The following is a 22,202-nucleotide window of genomic DNA, read 5'->3' on the forward strand; positions in this document are numbered from 1 at the left end:
CGCGCCGGCCTCCGCCGCAGAAAAGAGCCCGCGAACCCGGTTCGCGGGCTTTTTCTTTGGGCGCCTAGTTCCCCTCTTCCAGCAGGCGCCGGGCGATGACCTGGGCCTGGATCTCGCCGGCGCCCTCGAAGATGTTGAGGATGCGGGCGTCGGCCAGCAGGCGGCTGGCGACGTATTCCATCGCGAAGCCGTTGCCGCCGTGGACCTGCAGGGCGTTGTCGGCGGCGGCCCAGGCGACGCGGGCGGCGACCAGCTTGGCCATGCCGGCCTCCAGGTCGCAACGCTTGCCCTCGTCCTTCTGGCGGGCGGCGAAATAGGTCAGCTGGCGCACGCCCATGATCTCGGCGGCCATCATGGCCAGCTTGTTGTGGACGCGGGGGAACTCGAAGATCGCCTGGCCGAACTGCTTGCGGTCCAGGGCGTAGCCGAGGCCGGTCTCCAGCGCCGCCTGGGCCACGCCGACGGCGCGGGCGGCGGTCTGGATGCGGGCGCTCTCGAAGGTGGCCATCAGCTGCTTGAAGCCCTGGCCGGGCACGCCGCCCAGCAGGTTCTCGGCGGGCACTTCGAAGCCGTCGAAGCCCAGCTCGAACTCCTTCATGCCGCGATACCCGATCACCCCGATCTCGCCGCCGCTCATGCCCTGGGCCGGGAAGTCGTCGCCGTCGACGCCGCGCGGCTTGGGGGCCAGCAGCATGGACAGGCCGCGATAGTCGGTGGTGGCCGGGTCGGTGCGGACCAGCAGGGTCATGACGTCGGCGCGGGCCGCGTGGGTGATCCAGGTCTTGTTCCCGGCCACCACGTACTGGTCGCCCTTCAGCTCGGCGCGGGTGCGCAACGACCCCAGGTCCGAGCCGGTGTTGGGCTCGGTGAAGACGGCGGTCGGCAGGATCGAGGCGTCGGCGATCTTCGGCAGCCAGTACTGCTTCTGCTCCTCCGTGCCGCCGGTCAGGATCAGCTCGCCCGCGATCTCCGACCGCGTGGCCAGCGAGCCGACGCCGATCCAGGCCCGCGACAGCTCTTCGGACACCACGCACATGGCGGTCTTGCCCAGGCCGCTGCCGCCGTACCCCTCGGGGATGGTCAGGCCGAACACGCCCAGGGCGCCCAGCTCCTCGACCAGTTCGATGGGGATCAGCTGGTCCTTCAGGTGCCAGTCGTGGGCGAAGGGCGTGACCTTCTCCTCGGCGAAGGCGTGGAACTGGTCGCGGATCATCTCGAAGGTCTCGTCCAGACCCGTGTGCTCCAGCGTCGGGCGGCCGCGCGCCTCGGCCAGGCGCTTGGCGACGCGGGTCTTCACGGCCTGGGTCCCGCCCTCGACCATCAGCTTCATGATGCCGTTCGAGAACAGGCGGTTCATGACGCCCCGGTCCTTGACCAGGTGGGCGGGGCGGACGATCTCGCCCTGGTTCATCGGGACGCCGCCGATCAGCTGGGCGGCGTATTCGGAAAACAGCAGCTGGGCCAGCAGGGCCTCGATCTCGCCGAACCGGCCTTCCGCCTCCAGCCGCTCGGCCCAGCCGGCGACCTGGTTCATCAGCTCGGCATAGGCGGCGTACCAGCCGTAGCCGTGGACCTGATGCTGGTGCTCGTCGGCCAGGGCGCGGTCGATCTTGCCGTTCGCGCCGGTGATGGCGGCCTTCACCTCGGGCTTGGCCTCGGCCACGAACAGCTGGGCCGCGCCGGCGGCTTCACGCAGCAGCACAGTCAGGCCCGGCAGGATGAGGCTGGTTTCCTGGGCGACCACTCCTTGAGGATTTGGGGGGGTCATGGCTTGCTCCCGTGCGGCAAACAGTTGTTTTCTTTCACTGTGGAGCCTTTCGCAGCTGCGAGCAATGCCGCACTGCAACATAAATCGGTCCGACGGGGGCGAAAGTTCCCCGGGCGCGTTCACCAGGGCCCAGGGGAGAGAAACAGATGCTGGTCGTCCACCACCTCAACGAGTCGCGCTCGCAGCGCATACTGTGGCTGCTGGAGGAGTTGGCCCTGCCCTACGAGATCCGCTTCTACGAGCGCGATCCCCAGACCCGCCTGGCCCCGCCCGCCCTGCTGCACGTCCATTCGCTGGGCAAGTCGCCGGTGCTGACCGACGGCTCCACGACGATCATCGAGAGCGGGGCGATCACCGACTACGTCATCCGCCGCCATGCCGGCGGCCGGCTGGCGCCCGACCCGGCGAGCGCGGACTACGACGCCTACCAGCAGTGGCTGCACTACGCCGAGGGCTCGGCCATGCTGCCGATGCTGCTGCGGATGTATGTCGGCCGGCTGGGCGCGGCTGGCGCGCCGCTGCATCCGCGCATCGAGAGCGAGATGGCCAACCACCTGTCCTATGTGGACGGCGCGCTGGAGGGCCGCGACTTCTTCGTCGGCGACGGCCTGACCGGCGCCGATATCCAGATGAGCTTCGTCGCCGAGGTCGCCAAGGCCCACGGCAAGCTGGCCGACTATCCGAACCTGGAAGCCTGGATCGGCCGCATGCACGCGCGCCCGGCGTGGAAGACGGCGCTGGAGAAGAGCGGGCCTTACAAGCTGGGGGAGTAGCGCCCCGAGAGCCCTCTCCCAGCGGGAAAGGGCGGCCCCCGCGACGGCAACCTGACACTGCGCGTAACTTCTGGTTTAGCTTCCGGGATTAGCCTGACGGGGCCGAGCCCCCTCGGCGCAGTCCTGGAGCGCCCGTGCAGATTTCCGCCACGACGCCGAACGCCGCCGCGCCGAACGCCGCCGCGCAAGTCCCGACGCCCACGCCGGCCGACACGCCGCAAGCCGCGCCGCCCGCCGCGCCGGCCGTGACCGTGACCCTGTCGCCCGAGGCCCGCGCGGCCCAGGCCGCCCTGGCCGCGATGCCGATGCAGGACGCCGTCGAGCAACTGACGTCCGGCGCCCAGGACGCCCCCTCGGCCGGCCCGCTGGACCGGATCAAGTCGCTGCTGCTGAAGCTGGCCGACGGGTCCGGCGTCCCGAAGGCCGAACAGGTCCAGGCCTATGTCGACGTGCAGAAGGCGATCTTCCTGGACGACGACAGGACCTGGTGGACCCAGAGCAGTCCGGAGGATCGCAAGGCCTACGCCGCGATCATGGACGGCGGCGCGATCAGCACGGAAATCCGCAAGGCCGCCGACGACTTCAACCGCTGGAGCCTGTCGCAGGACATGCGCTCCAACGTGCCGCGCAAGAACCTGGCGCACCTGAACGCCCTGTCGCCGCTGGAGCAGCAGATGGTCTTCGCCGGCACGGCCAGCGCGGACGGCACGATCGGCGCGGGCGCGACCTCGCTGGACCAGTGGAAGGCCCAGATGCAGGTCGACATCGTCGATGTCGACCAGATGATCGCCATGGACGAGGCCGAGAAGAAGGGCAGGTCGGGCAAGACCGCAACCCCGGTCAAGACCGGCGCCAAGGTCGCCGACGATGGCGCGGCGGCGGCGAACGACGCCTCGCCCGAAGCCCAGGCCCTGGACGCGCTCACCTCGCCCGACCGGGGCGACGGCCTCGCGGCGGCGGCCCTCAGGATGCTGCGGAAGGCCGCCGAGGCCCGGGCCGAGGCGAAGGAACAGGCCGAAAAGGCCCGCAAGGACGCGCCGCGCACGGACGGGACGCCTCGCGCCATCCTCGAGCCCTACGTGATCGGCGACAAGGTCGACAAGGCGGTCTGAGGGCCCCTCACGCTGTCATCCCGGAAGCCTCGCAGAGGCTGTCCGGGATCCAGGGGACTGGGCTGAGGCCTTGCGGTTCACCTGGGTCCCGGACAAGCGCTGCGCGCTTTCCGGGATGACAACGTTGGGGGCCGCCCCCTACGGCGACGTCGCCACCGCCCACGAGAAGTCGGTGTGGGTGACCGTGGTGCTGAAGTAGGTCGGGTCGGTGAAGAAGGCGATCGGCTTGTTGTAGTTGGCCGGATAGGGCTGGCTGTTACCCACCACCGCCACGCCGTGACAGCTCATGCAGTTTGAGGTGATCCCGGCCGGGATGCTGGGATCGGTCTCCAGATAGGGATTGAAGCAGACCTGCATGGTCTGGCTGCTGGGCGTGGTGGTCTGGTTGTAGGCCGTACAGGCGGCGTAGTTGCTCCAGGGGCCGCCCAGCGAGGTGGGCTGGCCCTGCTTGCTGCCGGGGAAGCCGTTGGGCGTGTCGCCGCCCGGCTGCCACCAGAAGGTCTGCCAGGTCCAGAACGGGATCTCCTTGGTGTTGACGTGCATGGCCAGCAGCACGGCGTAGTCGCCCTCGGCCACGGTCTTGCCGGTGGCGGCGGCGAAGTTCTTGGCTTCCGGGGCGGTCAGGCGCACCGCGTAGAGGGTGCTGAGCGGGGTCCACAGGAAGGTCTTGCAGGCCGTGCCGGCGGTGCTGACGCTCGCGATCTCGGCCGGGGTGGCGGGCCGCACCGGGCCGGTCCCGTCCGGCGAGACCAGCATGCAGGTCGTCCAGGTGCGGATCGTCGGATTGGTCGGGTTGGTCGAGCCGCCCGGCCCCTGCCACAGCGGCTGCACCGTCAGGCCCTTGGCCGCGACCGTGCCGAACACCGGCTTCAGCTCGATGGCCTGGACCGGAAACTCGTTGATCCCCCGGTTCTGGGGCGTGGTCCCCGTCGGCCACGAGGCGTTCAGCTTGGTCAGGCCCGACTGGGTGCTGTAGTCGTACTTGGCCCCGCCCGGCCCTGCCTGCGGCGAGTCGATGAAGGTCGCGGCCTGCGGGTTGAACTTGTTGTCGGCGGTGACGTCGGAATTGCCGAACGTGCCCAGCGCCCCCAGCTTGACGCCCTTGGCGTGGTGGAACTGCAGCGGGGCGGCGAAGTTGCGGATCACCCGCGGCTTGGCCAGGCGGGCTTCAAGGCTGACGCCGTTCGTGCCGGCCTGGACGGCCGCCAGGTTGGTGGGGAACACGTCGTTGGGCCCGGCCCAGGTTTCCCAGATCGGCAGCTCCTGATCGTTGAACTTCTGGCCGGACGGCGCGGCCATGGCCTGCCACAGGCTCCAGGCGTGGCCGCGGATCGAGGCGGTGTCGCCGGCGTCGATCCAGCCGTTGATGGTGGCGGTGGGCACCGGGAAGTTCGGACCGACCGGCAGCGGCACCGGCGTCACCACGCCCGCTGCCTTGGGCGGGGTCGCGCCTTCGCCCGCCGTGTTGGACGCCTGGTTGCAGGCCGCCGTCAGGGCCAGCAGTCCGGACGTCGCGATCAGACCAATCTTGCGCATAGCCGTTCCTCCCATAGGGACGACTTTCGCGCACATTCGTCGACGCCGCCCTCATGGGTAGTATTCACCGCGCGGCTCGACCGTCAATAGAGCGCGGGAGCCGGGGGCGCGCGGACGCCGCCTCCCGAAAAATTCTCAGATGAACGAATTCTGTCGGTCCAGCTGTCGGCGCGGTTCAGCTTCGCCTTGGCATGGTGCGTCTCACGGGGCCGACGGCTCCGGACCATTCAAGGGACGAAGGACGAAGACCATGACCAAGACCATCACCTTCAAGAAAGCGATCGCCGGCCTGGCCATGACCGCCACGGCCCTGACCCTGGCCACGGCGCCCACCACCGCCAGCGCCATGTCGCAGAAGCTGGGCGGCGTCATCGGCTGCAACGCCTCGGGCGGCAAGCAGGAAGCCGGCGCCGTGATCGGCGGCCTGCTGGGCGCCGTCGCCGGCAACAAGCTGGCCAAGAACGACCGGGGCACGGGCACCGCCATCGGCGCCGTGGTCGGCGCGGGCGCCGGCTCCTACGCCGGCTGCCAGATGCAGAAGACCCGCGCCGCGAACAACGCCGGCGGCGTCTACACCAGCAACGGCATCCGGGTTTCGAACAGCGTCGACGCCGCCCCGATGACCAAGATCAAGGGCAAGTACGTCGCCCGCTCGAACCTGAACCTGCGCGCCGCCGCCTCGACCCGCGGCGAGGCCGTCGGCACGGTCCAGGCCGGCCAGACCTTCCAGGCCCTGGGCCGCACCGGCGACGGCAAGTGGATCCTGGTCGGCCAGGACGGCGTGGGCGTCGGCTACGTCTCCAGCGCCTACGTCTACCGGGCGTAAGCGTCCTTCCGGAACGGGCCGCTTAGCGTCGGGCCCGGGTGCAGTAAGCGTAAGGCGAGCCCGTCTGTCCCCCCGGCAGGCGGGCTCGCTGCGTTCCGGCCTCAGGCCTTAGGGCAGCCCGTGGACGCGATCCCCCGGGGCTTGAGCGCGGCGCACAGCCGCCCCTTGAACCGCTCGGTCGCGCCGGACACCTCGCGGAGGCTCAGGGACTGGCTCAGCTCGATGCTGCCGATCGTGGCGCCCAGCACGTCGAGGATCGCCGGATTGCGCATCATCGTCATGCCCGCCTCCTGCTTTTCGGCCTCGGTCAGGGCGTCGGGCGTGCGCACCGTCTTCTGGCCCAGGGGCGACTCGTAGAAGGCCAGGGCGCCGGTCAGCTGCTCGGCCGTCAGCCGGGCGGCGTAGTAGCGGTCCAGGCCCTGGATGATCTTGTCCACCATGTCGCGGCGCGTGTCCGTCAGGGCGTCGTCGAGGGCCGCCATGAACTTGGCCTTCTGCTCGGGCGGCGCGTTCTTCAGGCCCTGGAGGGTCATGTCCCGCGCCGGGGCCAGCGCCTGCTTGAAGGTCTCGTCCAGGCCGGCGCGGATGTTCATCGCCTTGACGAAGCGGCCGCCCAGGGCGAGCTGGTCGGCGGGGATCGGCTGCGTCCCCAGGGCGACGGCGACCGCCGCGCTGTTCAGGGCCTGCAGCTTCTCGGCGTCGGTCTGGCCTGGCGCCTGGGCCTGGATCTGGGTCTGGGCTTGCGGCTGAGCCGGCGGCGCGGCCTGCGCCCAGACCGGGGACGCGCCCGCCAGCAGGCCGACGACGCCCAGGCCGGACAGGACGGCCTTGCGGAATTGGATCACGGAACTCCCCCTCGATGGTCGCCGCCATAGCACCGCTTCGCGCGCCCGCCCAGGCGCCGCGCTCCGCCTTGCCCCGACTCCGCGGCTAGGCTTCAGTGCGGGCCTGACTTTTCCGGGACGCCACCATGATCGCCACCACCCGCCGCGCCGCCCTGTTGTCGGCCTTCGCCACCGTCGGGGCCGCGGCGCTGGCGAAACCGGCCTTCGCACGCCAGGCCGGCAAGGCCGGCGCGGCGGTCGACCAGTTCGCCCAGGAGGTCATGGCCGCCTTCCCCGACGAGCCGGGCCTGGGGATCTGCGTGGTCGAGGACGGCGAGATCACCCTGGCCAAGGGCTACGGCGTCAAGCGCCTGGGCGCGCCGGACAGGGTCACCGACTCCACCCTGTTCGGCGTGGCCTCCAACACCAAGGCCTTCACCGCCGCCGCCCTGGCCATGCTGGTCGAGGAGGACAAGGTCAAATGGGACGACCCGGTCACCAAGTACCTCCCGGCCTTCGAGATGAGCGACCCGGTCGTCACCAGGCTGATGACCGTGCGCGACCTGCTGTGCCACCGCTCGGGCCTGACTCTGGGGGCCGGCGACCTGATGATCTGGCCCAACCCCACCCACAGCCGGGCCGACATCGTCGCGGGGCTGAAGTACCTGCCGATCGGCGGTCAGTTCCGGGGCGGCTACGCCTATGACAACGTGCTGTACGTGGCCGCCGGCGAGGTGATCGCCGCCGTCACCGGCGCGCCGTGGGAGGTGTTCATCCAGAAGCGGATCCTGGATCCGCTGAAGATGACCGACAGCGTGCCCCTGCCCTCGCTGATCGGCGGCCGCTCGCGGGCCGAGCCGCACGCCCGGATGGGTCCGCCGGTGCGGGGCCTGGGGCCGCAGACGGTGCTGCCGTTCGACGGCAGCTTCGACTCGGCCGGCGCGGCGGGCGGCCTCAACGCCAGCCCGCGCGACATCGGCAAGTGGATGCAGGTCCAGCTGGGCCTGGGCACGACGCCGGGCGGGGTGAAGCTGTGGACCGAGGCCTCGGGCCGCGAGATGTGGAAGCCCCAGACCATCACCGCCTGGTCCGACGGCCCGACCGCCGACAATCCGGTGCGCGCTTCGCTGCAGGCCTACGCCCTGGGCTGGTTCGTCAACGACCACCGCGGCGAGAAGATCGTCTGGCACACCGGCGGCCTGGCCGGCTTCATCTCCTATACCGGCCTGCTGCCGGGCCGGAAGTCGGGGATCATGGTGATGACCAACGCCGAGGAGGCGCCGGTCTTCCGGTCCCTGCGCTACGGCGGTCCCGACCGGCTGCAGGGGCGCAGCGACTTCGACTGGATCGCGTCGAGCCGGAAGGTCCAGGCCGAGAACGACGCCAAGACGATCAAGGAGGCCGCCGAGGCGGTGACGCCCAAGGGCGGCGGCGTGGCCCCCACCCTGCCGCTGGCCGCCTATGCCGGGACCTATCGCGACCCCTGGTACGGGACCGTCACCGTCTCGGTGTCCAGCAAGGGCAAGAAGGCCGGGCTGAAGATCGCCTTCGACAAGACCCCCGCCCTGCGCGGCGCGCTGGAGACCTTCGACGGCGACACCTTCAAGACGCGGTTCGAAGACCGCTCGCAGGAGGACGCCTTCGTGGTGTTCTCGGTGAAGGACGGGGCGGTGACGGGCGCCACGATGCGGGCGGTCTCGCCGCTGGCGGACTTCTCGTACGACTATCAGGATCTGAAGCTGGTGCGGTTGTAGGGGGCTACAGGCGCCCTCTCCCGAAGGGGAGAGGGAGGGGCCCAACGCGCAGCGTTGGGAGGGTGAGGGGTGAAGCCGCGAAAAGCGAAACGCCCGTTACTTCGCTTGCCATTGGCCGGGCCAAGGCCAAGCTCTCGCCGTGGACCGGATCGTCAACGCCCGTCGCCTGCGTCAGAGCCAAACCTTGGCCGAAGAAAGGCTCTGGGCGATCCTGCGTGGACGCCGCCTCGACGGGTACAAGTTTCGTCGCCAAGTTCCGATCGACCGCTACTTCGCTGACTTTGTTTGCCGGGACGCCAAGCTGATCGTCGAGCTCGACGGCGCTTCACACGAGGATCGCTTCCTGCATGATCAAACCCGGACCGAGGTGCTGGAGCGCTGCGGTTTCCATGTCCTGCGGTTCGACAACGAGGCCGTGCTGTCCGATCCCGGTGGAGCCGCCGAGGCCATTGGCGCGGCGCTCCGGCTGAGGTTTTAACCCCTCACCCTCCCACCGCTTCGCGGCGGGCCCCTCCCTCTCCCAAGGGAGAGGGTGCTAGGTTACCCGCCACCCCTGGGCGATGAACAGGATCTGCTTGTCCATCATCGCCGACAGCTCGGCGGCCGTGGCCTGGCGGCAGGCGGCCAGGCGGTAGTTCCAGGCGTAGGCGGCTTTGAGCACGTCGATGGCCAGCTGCGGGTCGAGGTCGGGGCGGACGTCGCCGCGCTCGACGCCGCCCAGCAGGACGTCGCGCAGCATCTCGGTCAGGGGCTCGTTGCGGCCGTACGGCGTGACGCCGGGGTCCTGGCTGGGGCTGTAGGAGGCCGCGATGTGGGCCAGGAACAGCTTCACCCGCCGGGTCTCGAACTCGTAGTGGATGGCGAAGATCGAGCACAGCCGGTCGGCCGTCGAGCCGCGCAGGAAGGGCACGACCCGGTCGAACTCGGCGTAGAGGTCGCCCAGGCGTTTATCCATGACGTGGCTGAGCACCTCCGCCTTGGAGGCGAAGGTGGTGAAGACGCTGCCGACAGAAACCCCGGCCCGTTCGGCGATCGCCCGGATGGTGGTCTCTTCGTAGCCTGTCTCGTTGAACAGGTCGCGAGCGGCCCCGAGAACCTTCTCGCGCGTCGCCTGTTTCTGCTCGTCTCTTACGCCCACGCATGTCCCCCCGGATAGCCTGCGTCGTACTATTGTCCCGGCGGCGGACGCCCCGACTAAGAGCGTCCGCCCCAGGTCGTGATCTTACGCGCGCGCGCCCGCCAGGATGACCTTCAGTTGATCCGAAAGTCGCGACAGCAGTGCTTCGACCGACCAGGCGTCGAAAATCGCCCGGCGATAGTTGGCCACATACACGTCCCAGATGATCTCGGCGAGCAGCTTAACGTCGGCTTCACCCTTAAGTTCGCCGCGCTCGACGCCGCGGGTCAGCACGCCGTTCAGCAGGTTGAAGATGTGCTTGAGGTGCGAACGGTTGCGGCGCTCGGCGGTTTCCGACCGGGTCCACGACACGGCGATGCTGGCCTGCAGCAGCGGCAGCTGCTCGACATGGAAGCCGTAGGCCACGGCGAACATGCCGATGACGCCTTCTTCCACGGTGGCGGCGGCCAGGCTGGCCTGCTTCATCTGGGCGTAGATGACTTCGTAGTCGGCGGTCAGGATCTCGTCGAACAGCTCGCTCTTGTCCGAGAAGCTGGCGAACACCGCGCCCGTCGACATGCCGGCGGCCTGGGCGATGTCGCGGATGGTCGCGCCTTCGTAGCCACGCTCGGTGAAGAGACGACGGGCGGCCGACAGGACGCGTTCGCGCGTGCGCTGCTTGGCCAGGGCCCGGCGGGTCAGCTTGACCGGGGTTTCGGTCGGGGACTCGATGTTCAGCGAAACAAAGCTCATTGGGCAGTCTCCAGGCGAGCAAGCGCGGCTTCGGCGCGCTTCTCGAATTCATTGCAATATTCGTCGACGACGGCGGTGAGGACGTCGGCGTAGCGACGCGCCAGGGCGCGTCCGTCCTGCGCGGCGTCACGCAGGTCGATGATCAACTGGCGGACTTCCGCCATGGCGTCTTCGCGCTCGGACGCGGAGAAGTCGGCGACAGCGGCGCAAGCGCTCTGGGCCATTCGGTTTTCTCCTGCCTCCCCGCTGAGGATGGGCGCTGACATGACCTGCGGTGAGGAGTTGATCATGTTCAACGAACGCGCACTGGAATTTGAAGGTGGCGCGTTTATCCCCTGCTGCAAGGGCGCGCAACCAAAAAACCGAACCAAAATCATCGAACAGCAGCGTTTCTGTCATGTATGGTACCGTTCTCGCGGGGTCACTGCGACAAATGCACTCAACGAACAGAGTCGGCGAATCCTGGTATGGAACCCAAGGATGCACGCGCGACCGACTCGCGCGGCCAAGCTTGCGATCCCTTCCTCCGGCGCTCTGGCCAAGCCTGAAGCGAGGGCCTACTTTCCGCCGCCATGAGCCACCTGTTCGATTTCCTGATCCCGATCGCGCTGGCCGCGGTCCTGATCACCCTCTGCGTCGGCATCTACGCCCTGTTCCGGGGCGGGGATTTCGGGCGTTCCTACTCTAACAAGCTGATGCGCCTGCGCGTGGCGCTGCAGTTCGTGGCGGTGCTGGTGCTGGTCGCCGCCTTCTGGTGGCGCAATCACTGACCGTCGTTCTCTCAATGGACGAGGGTCCGTTCGGTTGCGCGACGCGCTCGAGATCGTTCGCGTTCAGATAGATTAGGCAGGGGTCCGCCGATGGTGACGCTGAACCGCATCTACACCCGCACCGGCGACAAGGGCCTGACCCGGCTGTCGACCGGCCAGCCTGTCAGCAAGGCCTCCCTGCGGGTCGAGGCCTATGGCGGGGTCGATGAGACCAACGCCTTCATCGGCGTCGCGCGCCAGCACACGAAAGCCGACGCCGAGCTCGACGCCCTGCTGGAGCGCATCCAGAACGACCTGTTCGACCTGGGCGCCGACCTGGCCACGCCGGAGCAGAACGAAAAGCCCGAATGGGAGCCGCTGCGGGTGGTCGACAGCCAGGTCGAGCGGCTGGAACGCGAGATCGACGCGATGAACGCGCGCCTCTCGCCCCTGACCTCGTTCGTCCTGCCGGCCGGCAGCCCCGCCGCCGCGGCCCTGCACGTGGCCCGCACGGTCTGCCGCCGCGCCGAGCGCAAGCTGGTCGAGCTGATGGGAACCGAGGGCGAGATCGTGGGCGAACCAGCCCTGCGCTATCTCAACCGCCTGTCGGACCTGCTGTTCGTCGCCGCCCGCCGCGCCAACGACGACGGCGCGGCCGACGTCCTGTGGAAGCCGGGCGCGACGCGGTAGGATTTTGAAACCCTCTCCCAGAGGGAGAGGGAGGGACCCGCGCCGCAGGCGTGGGAGGGTGAGGGGTTACACCCTCACCGATTTCGCACGAGCGCCCTGCCGGCACGCCGTCAGACGTTTAAACCCCTCACCCTCCCAGGCTTCGCCTGGGCCCCTCCCTCTCCCTTTGGGAGAGGGTTTCGGGAGGACCTACTTCTTCGCCGAATGCTCGGCCCGGGGGCCTTCCATCTTGCTGGGGTCGGTGTTGATCGGCGGCACGTTCAGCGGCCGGTGCGTGATGGTCTCGATCGAATAGAGCTTGGCGCACTTCATCCACTTGCCCGCCCAGGCGTACTCCGGCCCGCGCGCGACGCAGCGGTCGCGCGGCCAGACGTAGAAGTAGTGGAAGCAGAAGACGCTCAGCGTGGCGCCGAGGAACACGGCGAAGAAGATCTTCTGCAGGCGGGAGATGTTGCTCTTCATGGAGCCGCCTCATACTGGGCCGCCGCCCAACTGGCCAGAGACTTCTGGCCAGAGGCTTCTGCGTCGCGGCCGGCGGCGCTGGAAAGCCGGCCCCGGATGCGCTTAGCTGCCCGCGAGCGCGAGGGTCCGCCATGCTGCAGCCGTTCGGTGAGGAAATCTGGCTGGCCGAAGGCTCCATCGCCGTGGTGGCGGGCTTCCGCTATCCGACCCGGACCGCCGTCATCCGCCTGCCCGACGGCGGGCTGTTCGTCTGGTCGCCCATCCGGCTTTCGGACGACCTGAAGGCGGCGGTCGACGCCCTGGGCGAGGTTCGGCACCTGATCGCCCCCAACTCCATGCACCATCTGTTCGTGACCGACTGGCAGCGCGCCTATCCGGCCGCCAGGCTCCACGCCACGCTGGGGCTGCGCCAGAAGCGCAAGGACCTCGACTTCGACGGCGATCTCGAGGACGCCCCGGCCCCCGGCTGGGCCGGCGAGATCGACCAGGTCCTGGTGCGGGGCAACAGGATCACCACCGAGGTCGTGTTCTTCCACCGGCGCAGCGGCACCGCGATCTTCACCGACCTGATCCAGCATTTCGGCCCGACCTGGTTCACCGGCTGGCGCGCCGTGGTCGCCCGGCTGGACCTGATGACGGCGCCCGAGCCCGAGGTCCCGCGAAAATTCCGCGTCGCCTTCGTCGATCGCCGCGCCGCCCGCATGGCGGTGGAAAAGATCCTGGCCTGGCCGACCCGAAAGGTGGTGATGGCCCACGCCCCGCCCGTCGAGACCGACGGCCAGGCCTTCATCGCCAGGGCGTTCCGATGGCTGTCGGCTTGAACGATCCCGCCCTTAAGTGTGCAGCGCAGCGGACGCGGGCGAGGAAGTATCGTACAACCGTTTGAACGTAGCGACCGTTTATGCGTTACGCTTACGTCAGGGGAAACTTGCAAACCTGCCGCAACGCGGTAAGTGCGTCTGCGCAGGCAGGAAAAACTAGCCAGGAGGCGGCGTAGACCGATGAAGGTTCTGGTCCCGGTCAAACGGGTTATCGATTACAATGTGAAGGTTCGGGTGAAGCCCGATCAGACCGGCGTCGACCTGGCGAACGTCAAGATGTCGATGAACCCCTTCTGCGAGATCGCGGTCGAGGAAGCCGTGCGTCTGAAGGAGAAGGGCGTCGCCACCGAGGTGGTGATCGTCTCGATCGGCCCGGCCCAAGCCCAGGAAACCATCCGCACGGCCCTGGCCATGGGCGGCGACCGCGGCGTGCTGATCACGACCGACGCCGATCCCGAGCCCCTGGCCGTGGCCAAGCTGCTGGCGGCCGTGGTCGCCGAGGAGCAGCCCAACCTCGTCCTGATGGGCAAGCAGGCCATCGACGGCGACAACAACGCCGTGGGCCAGATGCTGTCGGCCCTGCTGGGCTGGCCGCAGGCCACCTACGCCTCGGCCGTTGAGATCTCGGGCTCGACCGCCAAGGTCACCCGCGAAGTCGACGGCGGCCTCCAGACCCTGGACGTCGACCTGCCGGCCGTGGTCACCGCCGACCTGCGCCTGAACGAGCCGCGCTACGCGTCTCTGCCCAACATCATGAAGGCCAAGAAGAAGGAGATCGTCAGCAAGACGGTCGCCGACTACGGCGTCGACATCGCCCCGCGCCTCAAGGTCGTGAAGGTCGCCGAACCGGCCAAGCGCTCGGCCGGCGTCAAGGTGGAAACCGCCGCCGACCTCGTCTCCAAGCTCAAAACCGCGGGGGTGCTGTAATGGCCGTTCTCGTCGTCGCCGATAACGACAACGCGCACCTGCGCGACGGCACCCACAAGACCGTCACCGCCGCCCTGAAGCTGTCGGGCGACGTGGACGTGCTGGTGCTGGGCAAGGGCGTCAGCGGCGTCGCCGCCGAGGCCGCCAAGATCGCCGGCGTCCGCAAGGTGCTGGTCTCCGAGAGCGAGGCCCTGGGCCACGGGATCGCCGAGGCGGAAGCCGACGCGGTGCTGGCCGTCGCCGGCGCCTATGACGCCATCCTGGTTCCGGCCACCTCGGGCGGCAAGAACTTCGCCCCGCGCGTCGCCGCCAAGCTGGACGTGGCCCCGATCAGCGACATCGTCGATGTCGTCTCGGCCGACACCTTCACGCGCCCGATCTACGCCGGCAACGCCCTGGAGACCATCCAGACCAGCGACGCCAAGAAGGTGATCACCGTGCGTCCCACCGCCTTCGCGGCGGCGGGCGAAGGCGGCTCGGCCTCGGTGGAGACCGTCGGCGGCGCCGACGCCGGCAAGACCCGCTTCGTCAGCGAAGAGATGGTCAAGTCCGACCGTCCGGAACTGGCCGCGGCCAAGATCGTCGTCTCGGGCGGCCGCGCCATGGGCTCGGCCGAGGAGTTCCAGAAGGTGATCGAGCCCCTGGCCGACAAGCTGGGCGCCGCCGTCGGCGCCTCGCGCGCGGCCGTGGACGCCGGCTACGCGCCGAACGACTACCAGGTCGGCCAGACCGGCAAGGTGGTCGCCCCGGCGCTGTACATCGCCATCGGCATCTCGGGCGCCATCCAGCACCTGGCCGGGATGAAGGACTCCAAGGTGATCGTCGCGATCAACAAGGACGCCGACGCCCCGATCTTCCAGATCGCCGACTACGGCCTGGTCGCCGACTACAAGACCGCCGTGCCGGAACTGATGGACGCCCTGACGGCGGCCGGTAAGTAAGGCTTTCGCGGTTTCGCGAATGGAGAAGGCCCGGGCGCGATCCCGGGCCTTTTTCTTTGGGCGCCGCGGGCGAAGGTGGGGACACACACTCACCCCGCCGCCTCGCCCCTTGACCATGAGCCGTGGGGTGAGTGTGTGTCCCCCGTGTCTGTCACCGATCCCACCAAGGACCCCGCATGCCCTACGTCACCCATCGCGGCCAGCGCATCCAATACACCGTCGAGGGCGAGGGACCGCTGGTGGTGCTGCAGCACGGGCTGTTCATGGACAGCGAGAGCTGGCGGGCCAACGGGATCGTCGACGCCCTGAAGGGCCGCCACCGCGTGGCCTGCGTCGACTCGCTGGGCCACGGCCTCAGCGACAAGCCGGCCGATCCGGCCCTCTACGCCCAGGACCAGCGGGCCGGCGACCTGGCGGCGGTGATCGACGATCTGGGAGAGTCCAGCGCGGCGGTGTTCGGCTATTCGATGGGCGCGTGGATGGCCGTGGGCCTGGCCAGGCATCACCCCGAGAAGGTCTCGCGCCTGATCGTCGGCGGCTGGGACCTGGTCAACGGCGTTCCCAAGGGACCGCAGGGCCCGCTGACCTTCGACATCTTCATGGCCTTCGCCCGCGCCACCGCCCCGGCCCTGGTGGGCTGGGTGACGCCGGAGATCGAGCCGGCCATGCGCGCCTGCTTCGAGGCCCTGGGCCAGCTGGACGGCGCGCCCGAGGCGGTGCTGGGCGGCGGCTTCCCGGTGCTGCTGTGGGACGGGCGCGAAGACCCCTATCACGCCCCGATGCAGGCCTTCGCCGCCGCCCAGGGCCTGCCGTTCCTGTCCAGCGACGGCGGCCACGTGCCGGCCATCGTCACGCCGGGGGCGGAGACCGTCCGTCAGTTGGTCGGATTCCTCGACACCCCTTGAACCCGCTCATCCCGGCATTCGCCGGGATGAGCGGAGGGTGGGGTTAGCGCGGGCTGTGGATCGGCACGCTGGCCGCCCAGGGGACCTCGGCGTTGGGCAGCGGGGCCGACAGCCTGTCGATCGAGGCGAACAGGAAGGTCAGGACGGCGACGCCGGAGATCAGAAGCAGCTTCATGGGAGCACCTGTGAGAATGGATGGCGGCCACGGCGGCCTTGCACAGGTAGAATGGCTCGACAGGGCTTGAATTACGAACGATGGTATCTGGCCTAACTTGTGAGCCAGACTAACGACCCCAATGGCATCCATGCGCCTGCCGCCGTTCCTGACCCTGACCGCCCTCGAGGCCGCCGCCCGCCATCGCAGCTACAGCCGCGCGGCCCGCGAGCTGTTCGTCACCCACGGCGCGGTCAGCCAGCAGATCCGCAAGCTGGAAGACGAGCTGGGGACCAAGCTGTTCGTCCGCCAGGGCAACGCCATGGTCCCCACCGCCACCGGCCAGCGCCTGGCCGGCCACGTCACCGACGCCCTGGCGACCTTGCGGGCGGGCGTCGACGAGGCGCGGCTGGCGGCCAACGGCCCGCTGGTGATCAGCAGCAGCGCCGCCTTCGCCCGGGGCTGGCTGGTCACCCGCCTGGAACGCCTGGCCCGCGACGTGGACGAGCCCGACCTGATCCTCCGCGCCGAGGACCGCGTCGCCGACCTGACCACCGACGGCGTCGACATCGCCCTGCGCTTCGGCCTGGGCGCCTGGCCGGGGGTGGAGGTGGCCACCCTGATGATCGAGCGGCTGTTCCCGGTCTGCAGCCCCGATTTCCTGGTGCGCCACCCGATCAGGGAGCCGCGCGACCTGCTGGACGTGCCCCTGCTGCGCCACGTCGGCCTGCCGTGGTCGATGTGGCTGACGGCCATGGGCGTGGACGAGGTCCCGCGCCAGCAGGGCCTGGGCTTCGAGGACACCGCCCTGATGCTGGACACGGCGGCGCACGGGGTGGGCGTGGCCCTGGCCCGCAGCGGCCTGGCCGAACGCGACCTGCGCGAGGGCCGCCTGGTCCGCCCGTTCGCCGACACCATGGGGGGCGAGGTGGCGGTCGAGACCGGCAACCACTTCGTCTGGCGCGCCGACAGCCCCAAGCTGGCGCGGATCCTCAAGCTGCGGGACTGGTTCCTGGCCGAGACGGCGGGGTTGCGGGGGTAGCTACCCCTCCTCCGTCATCCCGCGCATCCCGTCGGCGAACTTGCGCATCAGGCGCACCAGGTCGTCGAAGTCCCGCGCGTTCCAGTCCTCGAACAGCTGCACCGCCATGCGTCCGCGCGCGGCGTCCAGGGCGTCGGTGGCGGCGCGGCCCTTGGCGGTGACCACCGCCTCGCGGACCCGGCGGTCGACCTGGCCGGCCCGGCGCTCGACCAGGCCCAGCTCCTCCAGCCGCGCCACCTGGCGGCTGACCGTGGTGTGGTCGCGCCCCACCCGGCCGGCCAGGTCGACCACGCCGATCGGCCCCAGGCGCTGGATGAACACCAGCAGCGGGAACAGGGCGCGCTCCAGCGCCAGCCCGGCCTTTTCCAGCAGGGCGGCGTCGTTCTCGGGCCGGTTCAGCACGCTGGCGATATCGATCAGCGACCGATGCAGCTCGGGCAGCGAACGCAAGATATGTGTATTTTGCACATTATTTGTTGACATGGATCCCGCAGTCTCGATATGTGTGCGTAATACACACATTATCGAGGCGGCCATGAACAAGCAAGCTTCCACCAACACTCAAGTCCTGATCTGCGGCGCCGGCGCGGCCGGCCTGACCCTGGCGATCGACCTGGCCCGGCGCGGCGTGGCGATCCGGCTGATCGACAAGCTGCCCGCCCCGTTCGCCGGCTCGCGCGGCAAGGGGATCCAGCCCCGCACCCTGGAGGTGCTGGAGGACCTGGGCGTCATCGACCGCCTGGCGGCCGTGGGCGCGCCCTATCCGGTCCAGCGTCTGCACAAGGCCGACGGGACCTTCACTGACAGCCAGGAGGTCATGGTCTCGCCGCCGACGCCGGAAGAGCCCTACCGCACGCCCCTGATGGTCCCGCAGTTCCGCACCGAGGCGGTGCTGCGCGAGCGCCTGGCCGAGCTGGGCGGGACGGTCGAGTACGGCCGCGCGCTGACGGGCTTCGACCAGGACGCCGACGGGGTCACGGCCACGGTCGCCGGTCCGGACGGGGCCGAGACGATCCGCTGCGGCTGGCTGGTCGGCGGCGACGGCGGCCGCTCGTTCGTGCGCCACGTCCTGGACATCGGCTTCCCCGGCAAGACCCTGGGCGTGCGGGCCGTCGTCGCCGACATCGCGCTGGAGGGCCTGTCGCGCGACTTCTGGCATCGCTGCGGCGAGGGCGACATGGACCGGCAGATCGGCCTGTGCCCCCTGCCCCACACCGACCTGTTCCAGCTGCAGGCGCCGATCCCTCTCGAGGGCGAGATCGACCTGTCCGTCGCCGGCCTGCAGGCCTTCATCGACGATCGCTGGACCGCCGGTCGCCTGAAGGTGAACCGCGTGGACTGGGCCTCGGCCTACAGCATGAACGCCCGCCTGGCCGACCGCTACCGCGAGGGCCGGGTGCTGCTGATGGGCGACGCCGCCCACATCCATCCGCCGACCGGAGGCCAGGGCCTGAACACCAGTCTGCAGGACGCCTACAATCTGGGCTGGAAGCTGGCCGCCGTCCTGCAAGGCGCGCCCGACGCCCTGATCGACACCTATGAAGAGGAGCGCCGCCCGATCGCCGCCGGCATGCTGGGCCTGGCCACGGGCCTGCTGGAAAAGGCCAAGCAGGGCGAGATCAAGCGCGGCCGCGAGGTGCACCAGCTGGACCTGGGCTACCGGTTCTCGTCGCTGGCCCTGGACGCCGTCCGGCCGGAAGACCTGTTGCAGCCCGGAGACCGCGCGCCCGACGGCCGCCTGGCGGGCGCGGCCGGCGGCGCCAAGCGCCTGTTCGACCTGCTGGCCGGTCCGCACTGGACCCTGCTGGCGCGCGCCGTCGATCCGGCCGCCCTGCCCGCGCCGCGCCCCGGCCTGCACGTCCACCGCGTCGGCGGCGCGAGCGGCGACCTCCGGGACCCCGACGACGTGCTGGGCGTGACCTACGGCCTGGCCGAAGGCGAGGCGGTCCTGATCCGGCCGGACGGCTATGTCGCGGCGTTCCCGGCCGCGACGGACGGGGCGCGGCTGGAGGGCTATCTGGCGGAGGTGGGGCTGGACGCGCCCTCCCGGGCGGCGCGGGCGGCCTAGCGCCTAGCCGCCGCGCTCGCAGCCCAGCACGGCCCCGACCACCAGGGCCAGGGCGCCCGCCACCAGCAGGAGGAACTTGGCCCAGGTCGCGACCTGGGCCGCCCGCGCCGTCCCGTCCCGGGCGCCCTTGGCGATCATCCAGGCCTCGAGCCCGTCCTCGACCAGGTCGGCGAGCGCGGTCAGCAGCACCAGGCCGGCGCCGGCCCGGAACATCGGCGTCAGATAGGCGTGGACCGGGACGCCATGGCCGTAGACCGGCTGGTTGACGATCAGCAGCTGGGCCAGGACCACCGCGAAGGCCGCGTAGCCGGCGATGAACAGCAGGTCGAAGCCGAACGCGGTCCGGACATAGGCGAAGACCTTGGGCGGGTCCGCCGCCGCCCGCCAGCGCGCCACCGCCGCGTCGAAGGCCGCCGCCGTCCGCCGCCGCTGCAGGCCCAGGGTGGTGGGCAGCTTCATCCTGCGCAGCTTGCGGTCGGCCCAGCCGATGACGCCGCCGCCGACCGCCATCGCCAGGAGCGCCGCCGCCAGCCACCGCCACAGCTCCACGCCCTTGGCCTTGCCCGGCGCCGGGCGGGTCTGGCCGCCGACCGCCTGGAGGCCGACGTCGCCCAGGATGTCGCGCAGCCGGGTCTCGGCCAGGCAGGCGCTCTTCATCTTCAGGTCCGGCGCGATCAGAAGCCGCTGGGCGTCCTTCGGCTTCGGCTGGATGCCCAGGGCCTCGTCGGCGTGCTGCATGGCGCTCTTGGACAGCGCCCAGTCCATCGGCACCTGGCCGCTGCTGGGCTTGCACAGGTGCACCAGGCGATAGGTCGGCGACACGCCCCATTCCCCGGCCTCCTCGGGACTCGCCTTCGGCGCGGCCTCGCCGGGGGCGGGGCGGTCGTCCGGGGCGATGTCGCCGCCGTGGTTGCGCACGGTCTGGGCCAGCGACATGGCCGCCGCCGTGTCGTGCGAGCCGCGCGAGGCGGCCAGGCCCAGCAGCGGCCCCAGCACGTCGGGCGCGAAGTCCTGCGGCTTGGCCTTGAACAGCGGGTCGGGCTCGCAGCCCTCGGGCGGCTTGCCCCCCGGCGGCGTCTCGCAGACCTCGGCGCCCGCCCGGATCAGGTCGGCGGCCGTGTCGTCCTGGCTGGTGGCGTTGTTCAGCTCGATGAACACCGGCTTGAGCTTGTACCCGCCGGCGTTGGCCAGGCGCAGGGCCGCCGCGGCGACGTCCGCCATCGAGGTCACCCCGCCGCCGTCGAAATAGCCGCCGTCCAGCAGGTGGCCCTGGCTCTGGCGCTCGGCGTCGATCAGGGTCCCGCCGGGGCTGACCAGCGGGAAGCGCGCGCCGTTGTGGATCGCCGTGGAGATCCGCACGTCGCGGCCGGTCAGGGCGTGGAAGTCCACCGCGTTGGGGAAGTCCTCGGGCGTGATGGCGATGTCGGCGGTGATGATCCGCCGACCGTCCTCCTGCCGGGCGCCGTTGATGATCACGATGGGCAGCCAGGACGGGGCGGGCGCGCCGGCGGGCGGGCGCCACAGCGACAGGAACGGCCGGGTCCACAGGTCGGCCTCGGCGCACCGCGCCTGGCCCGCGCTCTCGTCGCCGGCGCGCCGGCAGTGCTGCCGCCAGCCGGACTCGAAGCCGGTCTCCAGGGTCTCGGCGCGGTCGGGCAGGACCGGCAGGGCCACGGGCAGGAAGCGCTGGGCCAGGTCGGGGAACAGCAGGCCCGAGACGGCCGGGCTGAGATAGTCGATCCCCGCCACGTCGGCCACGCGGTCGGCGAACGGCGCGCCGTCCAGGTCCGGCCGGTCGGCCAGGGTCGAGACATAGGCCATCACCCCAACCGAGCCGCCCGAGACGCTGCTGATGGCGAACACCCGGTCGCTGAACGGCCTGGGCTGGTCCTTGGTCTCGTACTGCAGCTTGCCCAGGACGTCGGCGGCCCAGTAGCCGGCGCGCGACGCCCCGCCCTGGGCGGCCACGAAGACGATCGGCGTCTCCGGCCCGCCGGGCTGGCAGGCCTGCGGTCCCTGGGCCCGGCACCAGGCGTCCAGCCGCATGGCGATGGTGTCCTTGCCGGTCTTGGGATCGGGACGATCGGTCGCTTCCGGCGGGACCGGTCGGGCGGGCGGCAGCGGCATGGCCGCGTCGGCGTCGGTCTGGCGCTGCAGCGTGCGGCGGCCGATCGCGTGGTTGTCGTTGATGAAGCTGAAGCCCAAGGCCAGCAGCACCAGCCCGGTCAGCACCGGCAGACGGGTCGAACGGCTGGCGTGCAGCATGGCGGCCAGGGCGGCGGTGATGAAGGCCAGGCCCAGGAAGACCACGCTGATGGCGCCCAGGAACTGCGACGGCCCCACCGGCCAGACGCACAGCACCGCCATCGACGCCAGGCCCAGGACGAAGGTGCCCCACCGGGTCAGCCGGCTGAGCCGGCGATTGTCCAGCCGGAAGTACATCGTGACGTGGCGCCGGGCCCAGAGCACGAACACGGCCACCAGGCCCAGGCCGAAGAAGATCCAGGGCAGGGCCCAGAGGTCGACCTCGGCCCGCCAGGTCGCCACCCCGGCGATGAAGAACGGCCCGCCGCCCAGGATGCGCGGCGTCCACTCGCGCAGCCAGTCGATCAGCCGCGACTGCCGGCGACGGGCGGCGAACGCCTGGGGCTCGCGCCGCCGGTGCTGCTCGATGATGTAGCGGGTCCAGAACCAGCACTGGAAGCCGTAGAAGGCGGTGGCCAGCACCATCCAGGCGGCCTTGCAGGTGTCCGACCCGGCGGTCACCGCCAGGTCCGCGCCCTGTTCCATGAACATCAGCGCCGCGCAGACCACCAGCAGGGCGGCCACGGCCGGCGCGCCGCGGATGGCTTCCAGGTCGGAGACGAGCGCGGCCCAGAACGCCTGGATCGGCGCGAGCCAGCGCCTGAGGCCATCGCGGGCGGTTCTCCAGGCCGAGGCCTTTTCCGGTTGCCCGGTTTCCGGTTGATCGTCCATCGCG

General features: G+C 70.2%; 23 protein-coding genes. 13 read left to right on the forward strand and 10 right to left on the reverse strand.

Annotated elements, in window-relative coordinates:
- Positions 1-64: 64 nt before the first annotated feature.
- A complete protein-coding gene (locus tag WAE60_RS10215) occupies positions 65-1,768 on the reverse strand; it encodes an acyl-CoA dehydrogenase family protein (protein ID WP_337686136.1) in 1,704 nt (567 codons plus the stop codon).
- A 146-nt stretch (positions 1,769-1,914) separates the two neighbouring features.
- Here WAE60_RS10215 and WAE60_RS10220 point away from each other — a divergent pair, with 146 nt between their 5' ends.
- On the forward strand, positions 1,915-2,541 hold the full coding sequence (locus WAE60_RS10220) for a glutathione S-transferase (RefSeq protein ID WP_337686137.1): 627 nt from the start codon (positions 1,915-1,917) through the stop codon (positions 2,539-2,541).
- 134 nt (positions 2,542-2,675) lie between these two features.
- A complete protein-coding gene (locus WAE60_RS10225; RefSeq protein WP_337686140.1) occupies positions 2,676-3,653 on the forward strand; it encodes a hypothetical protein in 978 nt (325 codons plus the stop codon).
- A 138-nt stretch (positions 3,654-3,791) separates the two neighbouring features.
- On the opposite strand, the gene WAE60_RS10230 is transcribed toward WAE60_RS10225, so the two are convergent.
- Entirely contained in the window at positions 3,792-5,189 is a 1,398-nt protein-coding gene (locus tag WAE60_RS10230) for a hypothetical protein (protein WP_337686141.1), read from the reverse strand.
- A gap of 250 nt (positions 5,190-5,439) precedes the next feature.
- On the opposite strand from WAE60_RS10230, the gene WAE60_RS10235 reads away from it, so the two are divergent.
- Positions 5,440-6,015 carry an SH3 domain-containing protein gene (locus WAE60_RS10235; protein WP_337686142.1) on the forward strand — a complete coding sequence of 192 codons (576 nt, stop codon included), beginning with the start codon at positions 5,440-5,442 and terminating at the stop codon, positions 6,013-6,015.
- Between the two features lie 101 nt (positions 6,016-6,116).
- Here WAE60_RS10235 and WAE60_RS10240 read toward each other — a convergent pair whose 3' ends face one another.
- A complete protein-coding gene (locus WAE60_RS10240; RefSeq protein ID WP_029907875.1) occupies positions 6,117-6,860 on the reverse strand; it encodes a DUF2059 domain-containing protein in 744 nt (247 codons plus the stop codon).
- Between the two features lie 125 nt (positions 6,861-6,985).
- On the opposite strand from WAE60_RS10240, the gene WAE60_RS10245 reads away from it, so the two are divergent.
- Together WAE60_RS10245 and WAE60_RS10250 are read left to right on the forward strand one after the other, a co-directional pair.
- Entirely contained in the window at positions 6,986-8,593 is a 1,608-nt protein-coding gene (locus tag WAE60_RS10245; protein WP_337686144.1) for a serine hydrolase, read from the forward strand.
- Positions 8,594-8,732: 139 nt separating this feature from the next.
- Entirely contained in the window at positions 8,733-9,071 is a 339-nt protein-coding gene (locus WAE60_RS10250) for a DUF559 domain-containing protein (protein WP_029907878.1), read from the forward strand.
- A gap of 57 nt (positions 9,072-9,128) precedes the next feature.
- Here the strand turns inward: WAE60_RS10250 and WAE60_RS10255 are convergent, their stop codons facing one another.
- The 3 genes from WAE60_RS10255 to WAE60_RS10265 form a co-directional block, all read right to left on the reverse strand.
- Positions 9,129-9,731, reverse strand: a complete 603-nt coding sequence (locus WAE60_RS10255) for a TetR/AcrR family transcriptional regulator (RefSeq protein ID WP_337686146.1) — start codon at positions 9,729-9,731, stop codon at positions 9,129-9,131.
- 84 nt (positions 9,732-9,815) lie between these two features.
- Positions 9,816-10,463: a TetR/AcrR family transcriptional regulator gene (locus WAE60_RS10260; protein WP_337686148.1), complete on the reverse strand. Its 648-nt coding sequence runs from the start codon at positions 10,461-10,463 to the stop codon at positions 9,816-9,818.
- Entirely contained in the window at positions 10,460-10,687 is a 228-nt protein-coding gene (locus WAE60_RS10265) for a hypothetical protein (protein ID WP_029907884.1), read from the reverse strand. The genes WAE60_RS10260 and WAE60_RS10265 overlap by 4 nt, the downstream gene beginning before the upstream one ends.
- Before the next feature lie 348 nt (positions 10,688-11,035).
- Between WAE60_RS10265 and WAE60_RS10270 the strand changes: the two genes are divergently transcribed.
- Together WAE60_RS10270 and WAE60_RS10275 are read left to right on the forward strand one after the other, a co-directional pair.
- Positions 11,036-11,233 carry a twin transmembrane helix small protein gene (locus tag WAE60_RS10270; RefSeq protein WP_029907886.1) on the forward strand — a complete coding sequence of 66 codons (198 nt, stop codon included), beginning with the start codon at positions 11,036-11,038 and terminating at the stop codon, positions 11,231-11,233.
- 90 nt (positions 11,234-11,323) lie between these two features.
- Positions 11,324-11,902, forward strand: a complete 579-nt coding sequence (locus WAE60_RS10275; protein ID WP_029907888.1) for a cob(I)yrinic acid a,c-diamide adenosyltransferase — start codon at positions 11,324-11,326, stop codon at positions 11,900-11,902.
- Positions 11,903-12,091: 189 nt separating this feature from the next.
- Here WAE60_RS10275 and WAE60_RS10280 read toward each other — a convergent pair whose 3' ends face one another.
- The gene (locus WAE60_RS10280) at positions 12,092-12,364 is read right to left on the reverse strand and encodes a hypothetical protein (protein WP_337686154.1); all 273 of its coding nucleotides are present in this window, start codon (positions 12,362-12,364) and stop codon (positions 12,092-12,094) included.
- Positions 12,365-12,495: 131 nt separating this feature from the next.
- Here WAE60_RS10280 and WAE60_RS10285 point away from each other — a divergent pair, with 131 nt between their 5' ends.
- The 4 genes from WAE60_RS10285 (at position 12,496) to WAE60_RS10300 (ending at position 15,958) form a co-directional block, all read left to right on the forward strand.
- Complete coding sequence (locus WAE60_RS10285) at positions 12,496-13,185, forward strand: DUF4336 domain-containing protein (protein ID WP_337686157.1); 690 nt, start codon at positions 12,496-12,498, stop codon at positions 13,183-13,185.
- Between the two features lie 180 nt (positions 13,186-13,365).
- On the forward strand, positions 13,366-14,112 hold the full coding sequence (locus tag WAE60_RS10290; RefSeq protein ID WP_029907894.1) for an electron transfer flavoprotein subunit beta/FixA family protein: 747 nt from the start codon (positions 13,366-13,368) through the stop codon (positions 14,110-14,112).
- Positions 14,112-15,053 carry an electron transfer flavoprotein subunit alpha/FixB family protein gene (locus WAE60_RS10295; protein WP_337686159.1) on the forward strand — a complete coding sequence of 314 codons (942 nt, stop codon included), beginning with the start codon at positions 14,112-14,114 and terminating at the stop codon, positions 15,051-15,053. The genes WAE60_RS10290 and WAE60_RS10295 overlap by 1 nt, the downstream gene beginning before the upstream one ends.
- 176 nt (positions 15,054-15,229) lie before the next feature.
- A complete protein-coding gene (locus WAE60_RS10300) occupies positions 15,230-15,958 on the forward strand; it encodes an alpha/beta hydrolase (RefSeq protein WP_337686160.1) in 729 nt (242 codons plus the stop codon).
- Positions 15,959-16,001: 43 nt separating this feature from the next.
- Here WAE60_RS10300 and WAE60_RS10305 read toward each other — a convergent pair whose 3' ends face one another.
- A complete protein-coding gene (locus tag WAE60_RS10305; protein ID WP_337686162.1) occupies positions 16,002-16,133 on the reverse strand; it encodes a hypothetical protein in 132 nt (43 codons plus the stop codon).
- A gap of 121 nt (positions 16,134-16,254) precedes the next feature.
- Between WAE60_RS10305 and WAE60_RS10310 the strand changes: the two genes are divergently transcribed.
- Positions 16,255-17,154 (forward strand): LysR substrate-binding domain-containing protein, encoded by a 900-nt coding sequence (locus tag WAE60_RS10310; RefSeq protein ID WP_337686164.1) that lies wholly within the window; start codon positions 16,255-16,257, stop codon positions 17,152-17,154.
- Here the strand turns inward: WAE60_RS10310 and WAE60_RS10315 are convergent, their stop codons facing one another.
- Complete coding sequence (locus tag WAE60_RS10315) at positions 17,155-17,604, reverse strand: MarR family transcriptional regulator (RefSeq protein ID WP_197026636.1); 450 nt, start codon at positions 17,602-17,604, stop codon at positions 17,155-17,157.
- Positions 17,605-17,689: 85 nt separating this feature from the next.
- Between WAE60_RS10315 and WAE60_RS10320 the strand changes: the two genes are divergently transcribed.
- Entirely contained in the window at positions 17,690-19,222 is a 1,533-nt protein-coding gene (locus WAE60_RS10320; RefSeq protein WP_337686167.1) for an FAD-dependent oxidoreductase, read from the forward strand.
- A gap of 3 nt (positions 19,223-19,225) precedes the next feature.
- On the opposite strand, the gene WAE60_RS10325 is transcribed toward WAE60_RS10320, so the two are convergent.
- On the reverse strand, positions 19,226-22,198 hold the full coding sequence (locus tag WAE60_RS10325; RefSeq protein ID WP_337686169.1) for a hypothetical protein: 2,973 nt from the start codon (positions 22,196-22,198) through the stop codon (positions 19,226-19,228).
- Between the last annotated feature and the right edge of the window lie 4 nt (positions 22,199-22,202).

The sequence above is a fragment of the Caulobacter sp. CCG-8 genome (genome assembly GCF_037402475.1).
Taxonomy (GTDB): Bacteria; Pseudomonadota; Alphaproteobacteria; order Caulobacterales; family Caulobacteraceae; genus Caulobacter.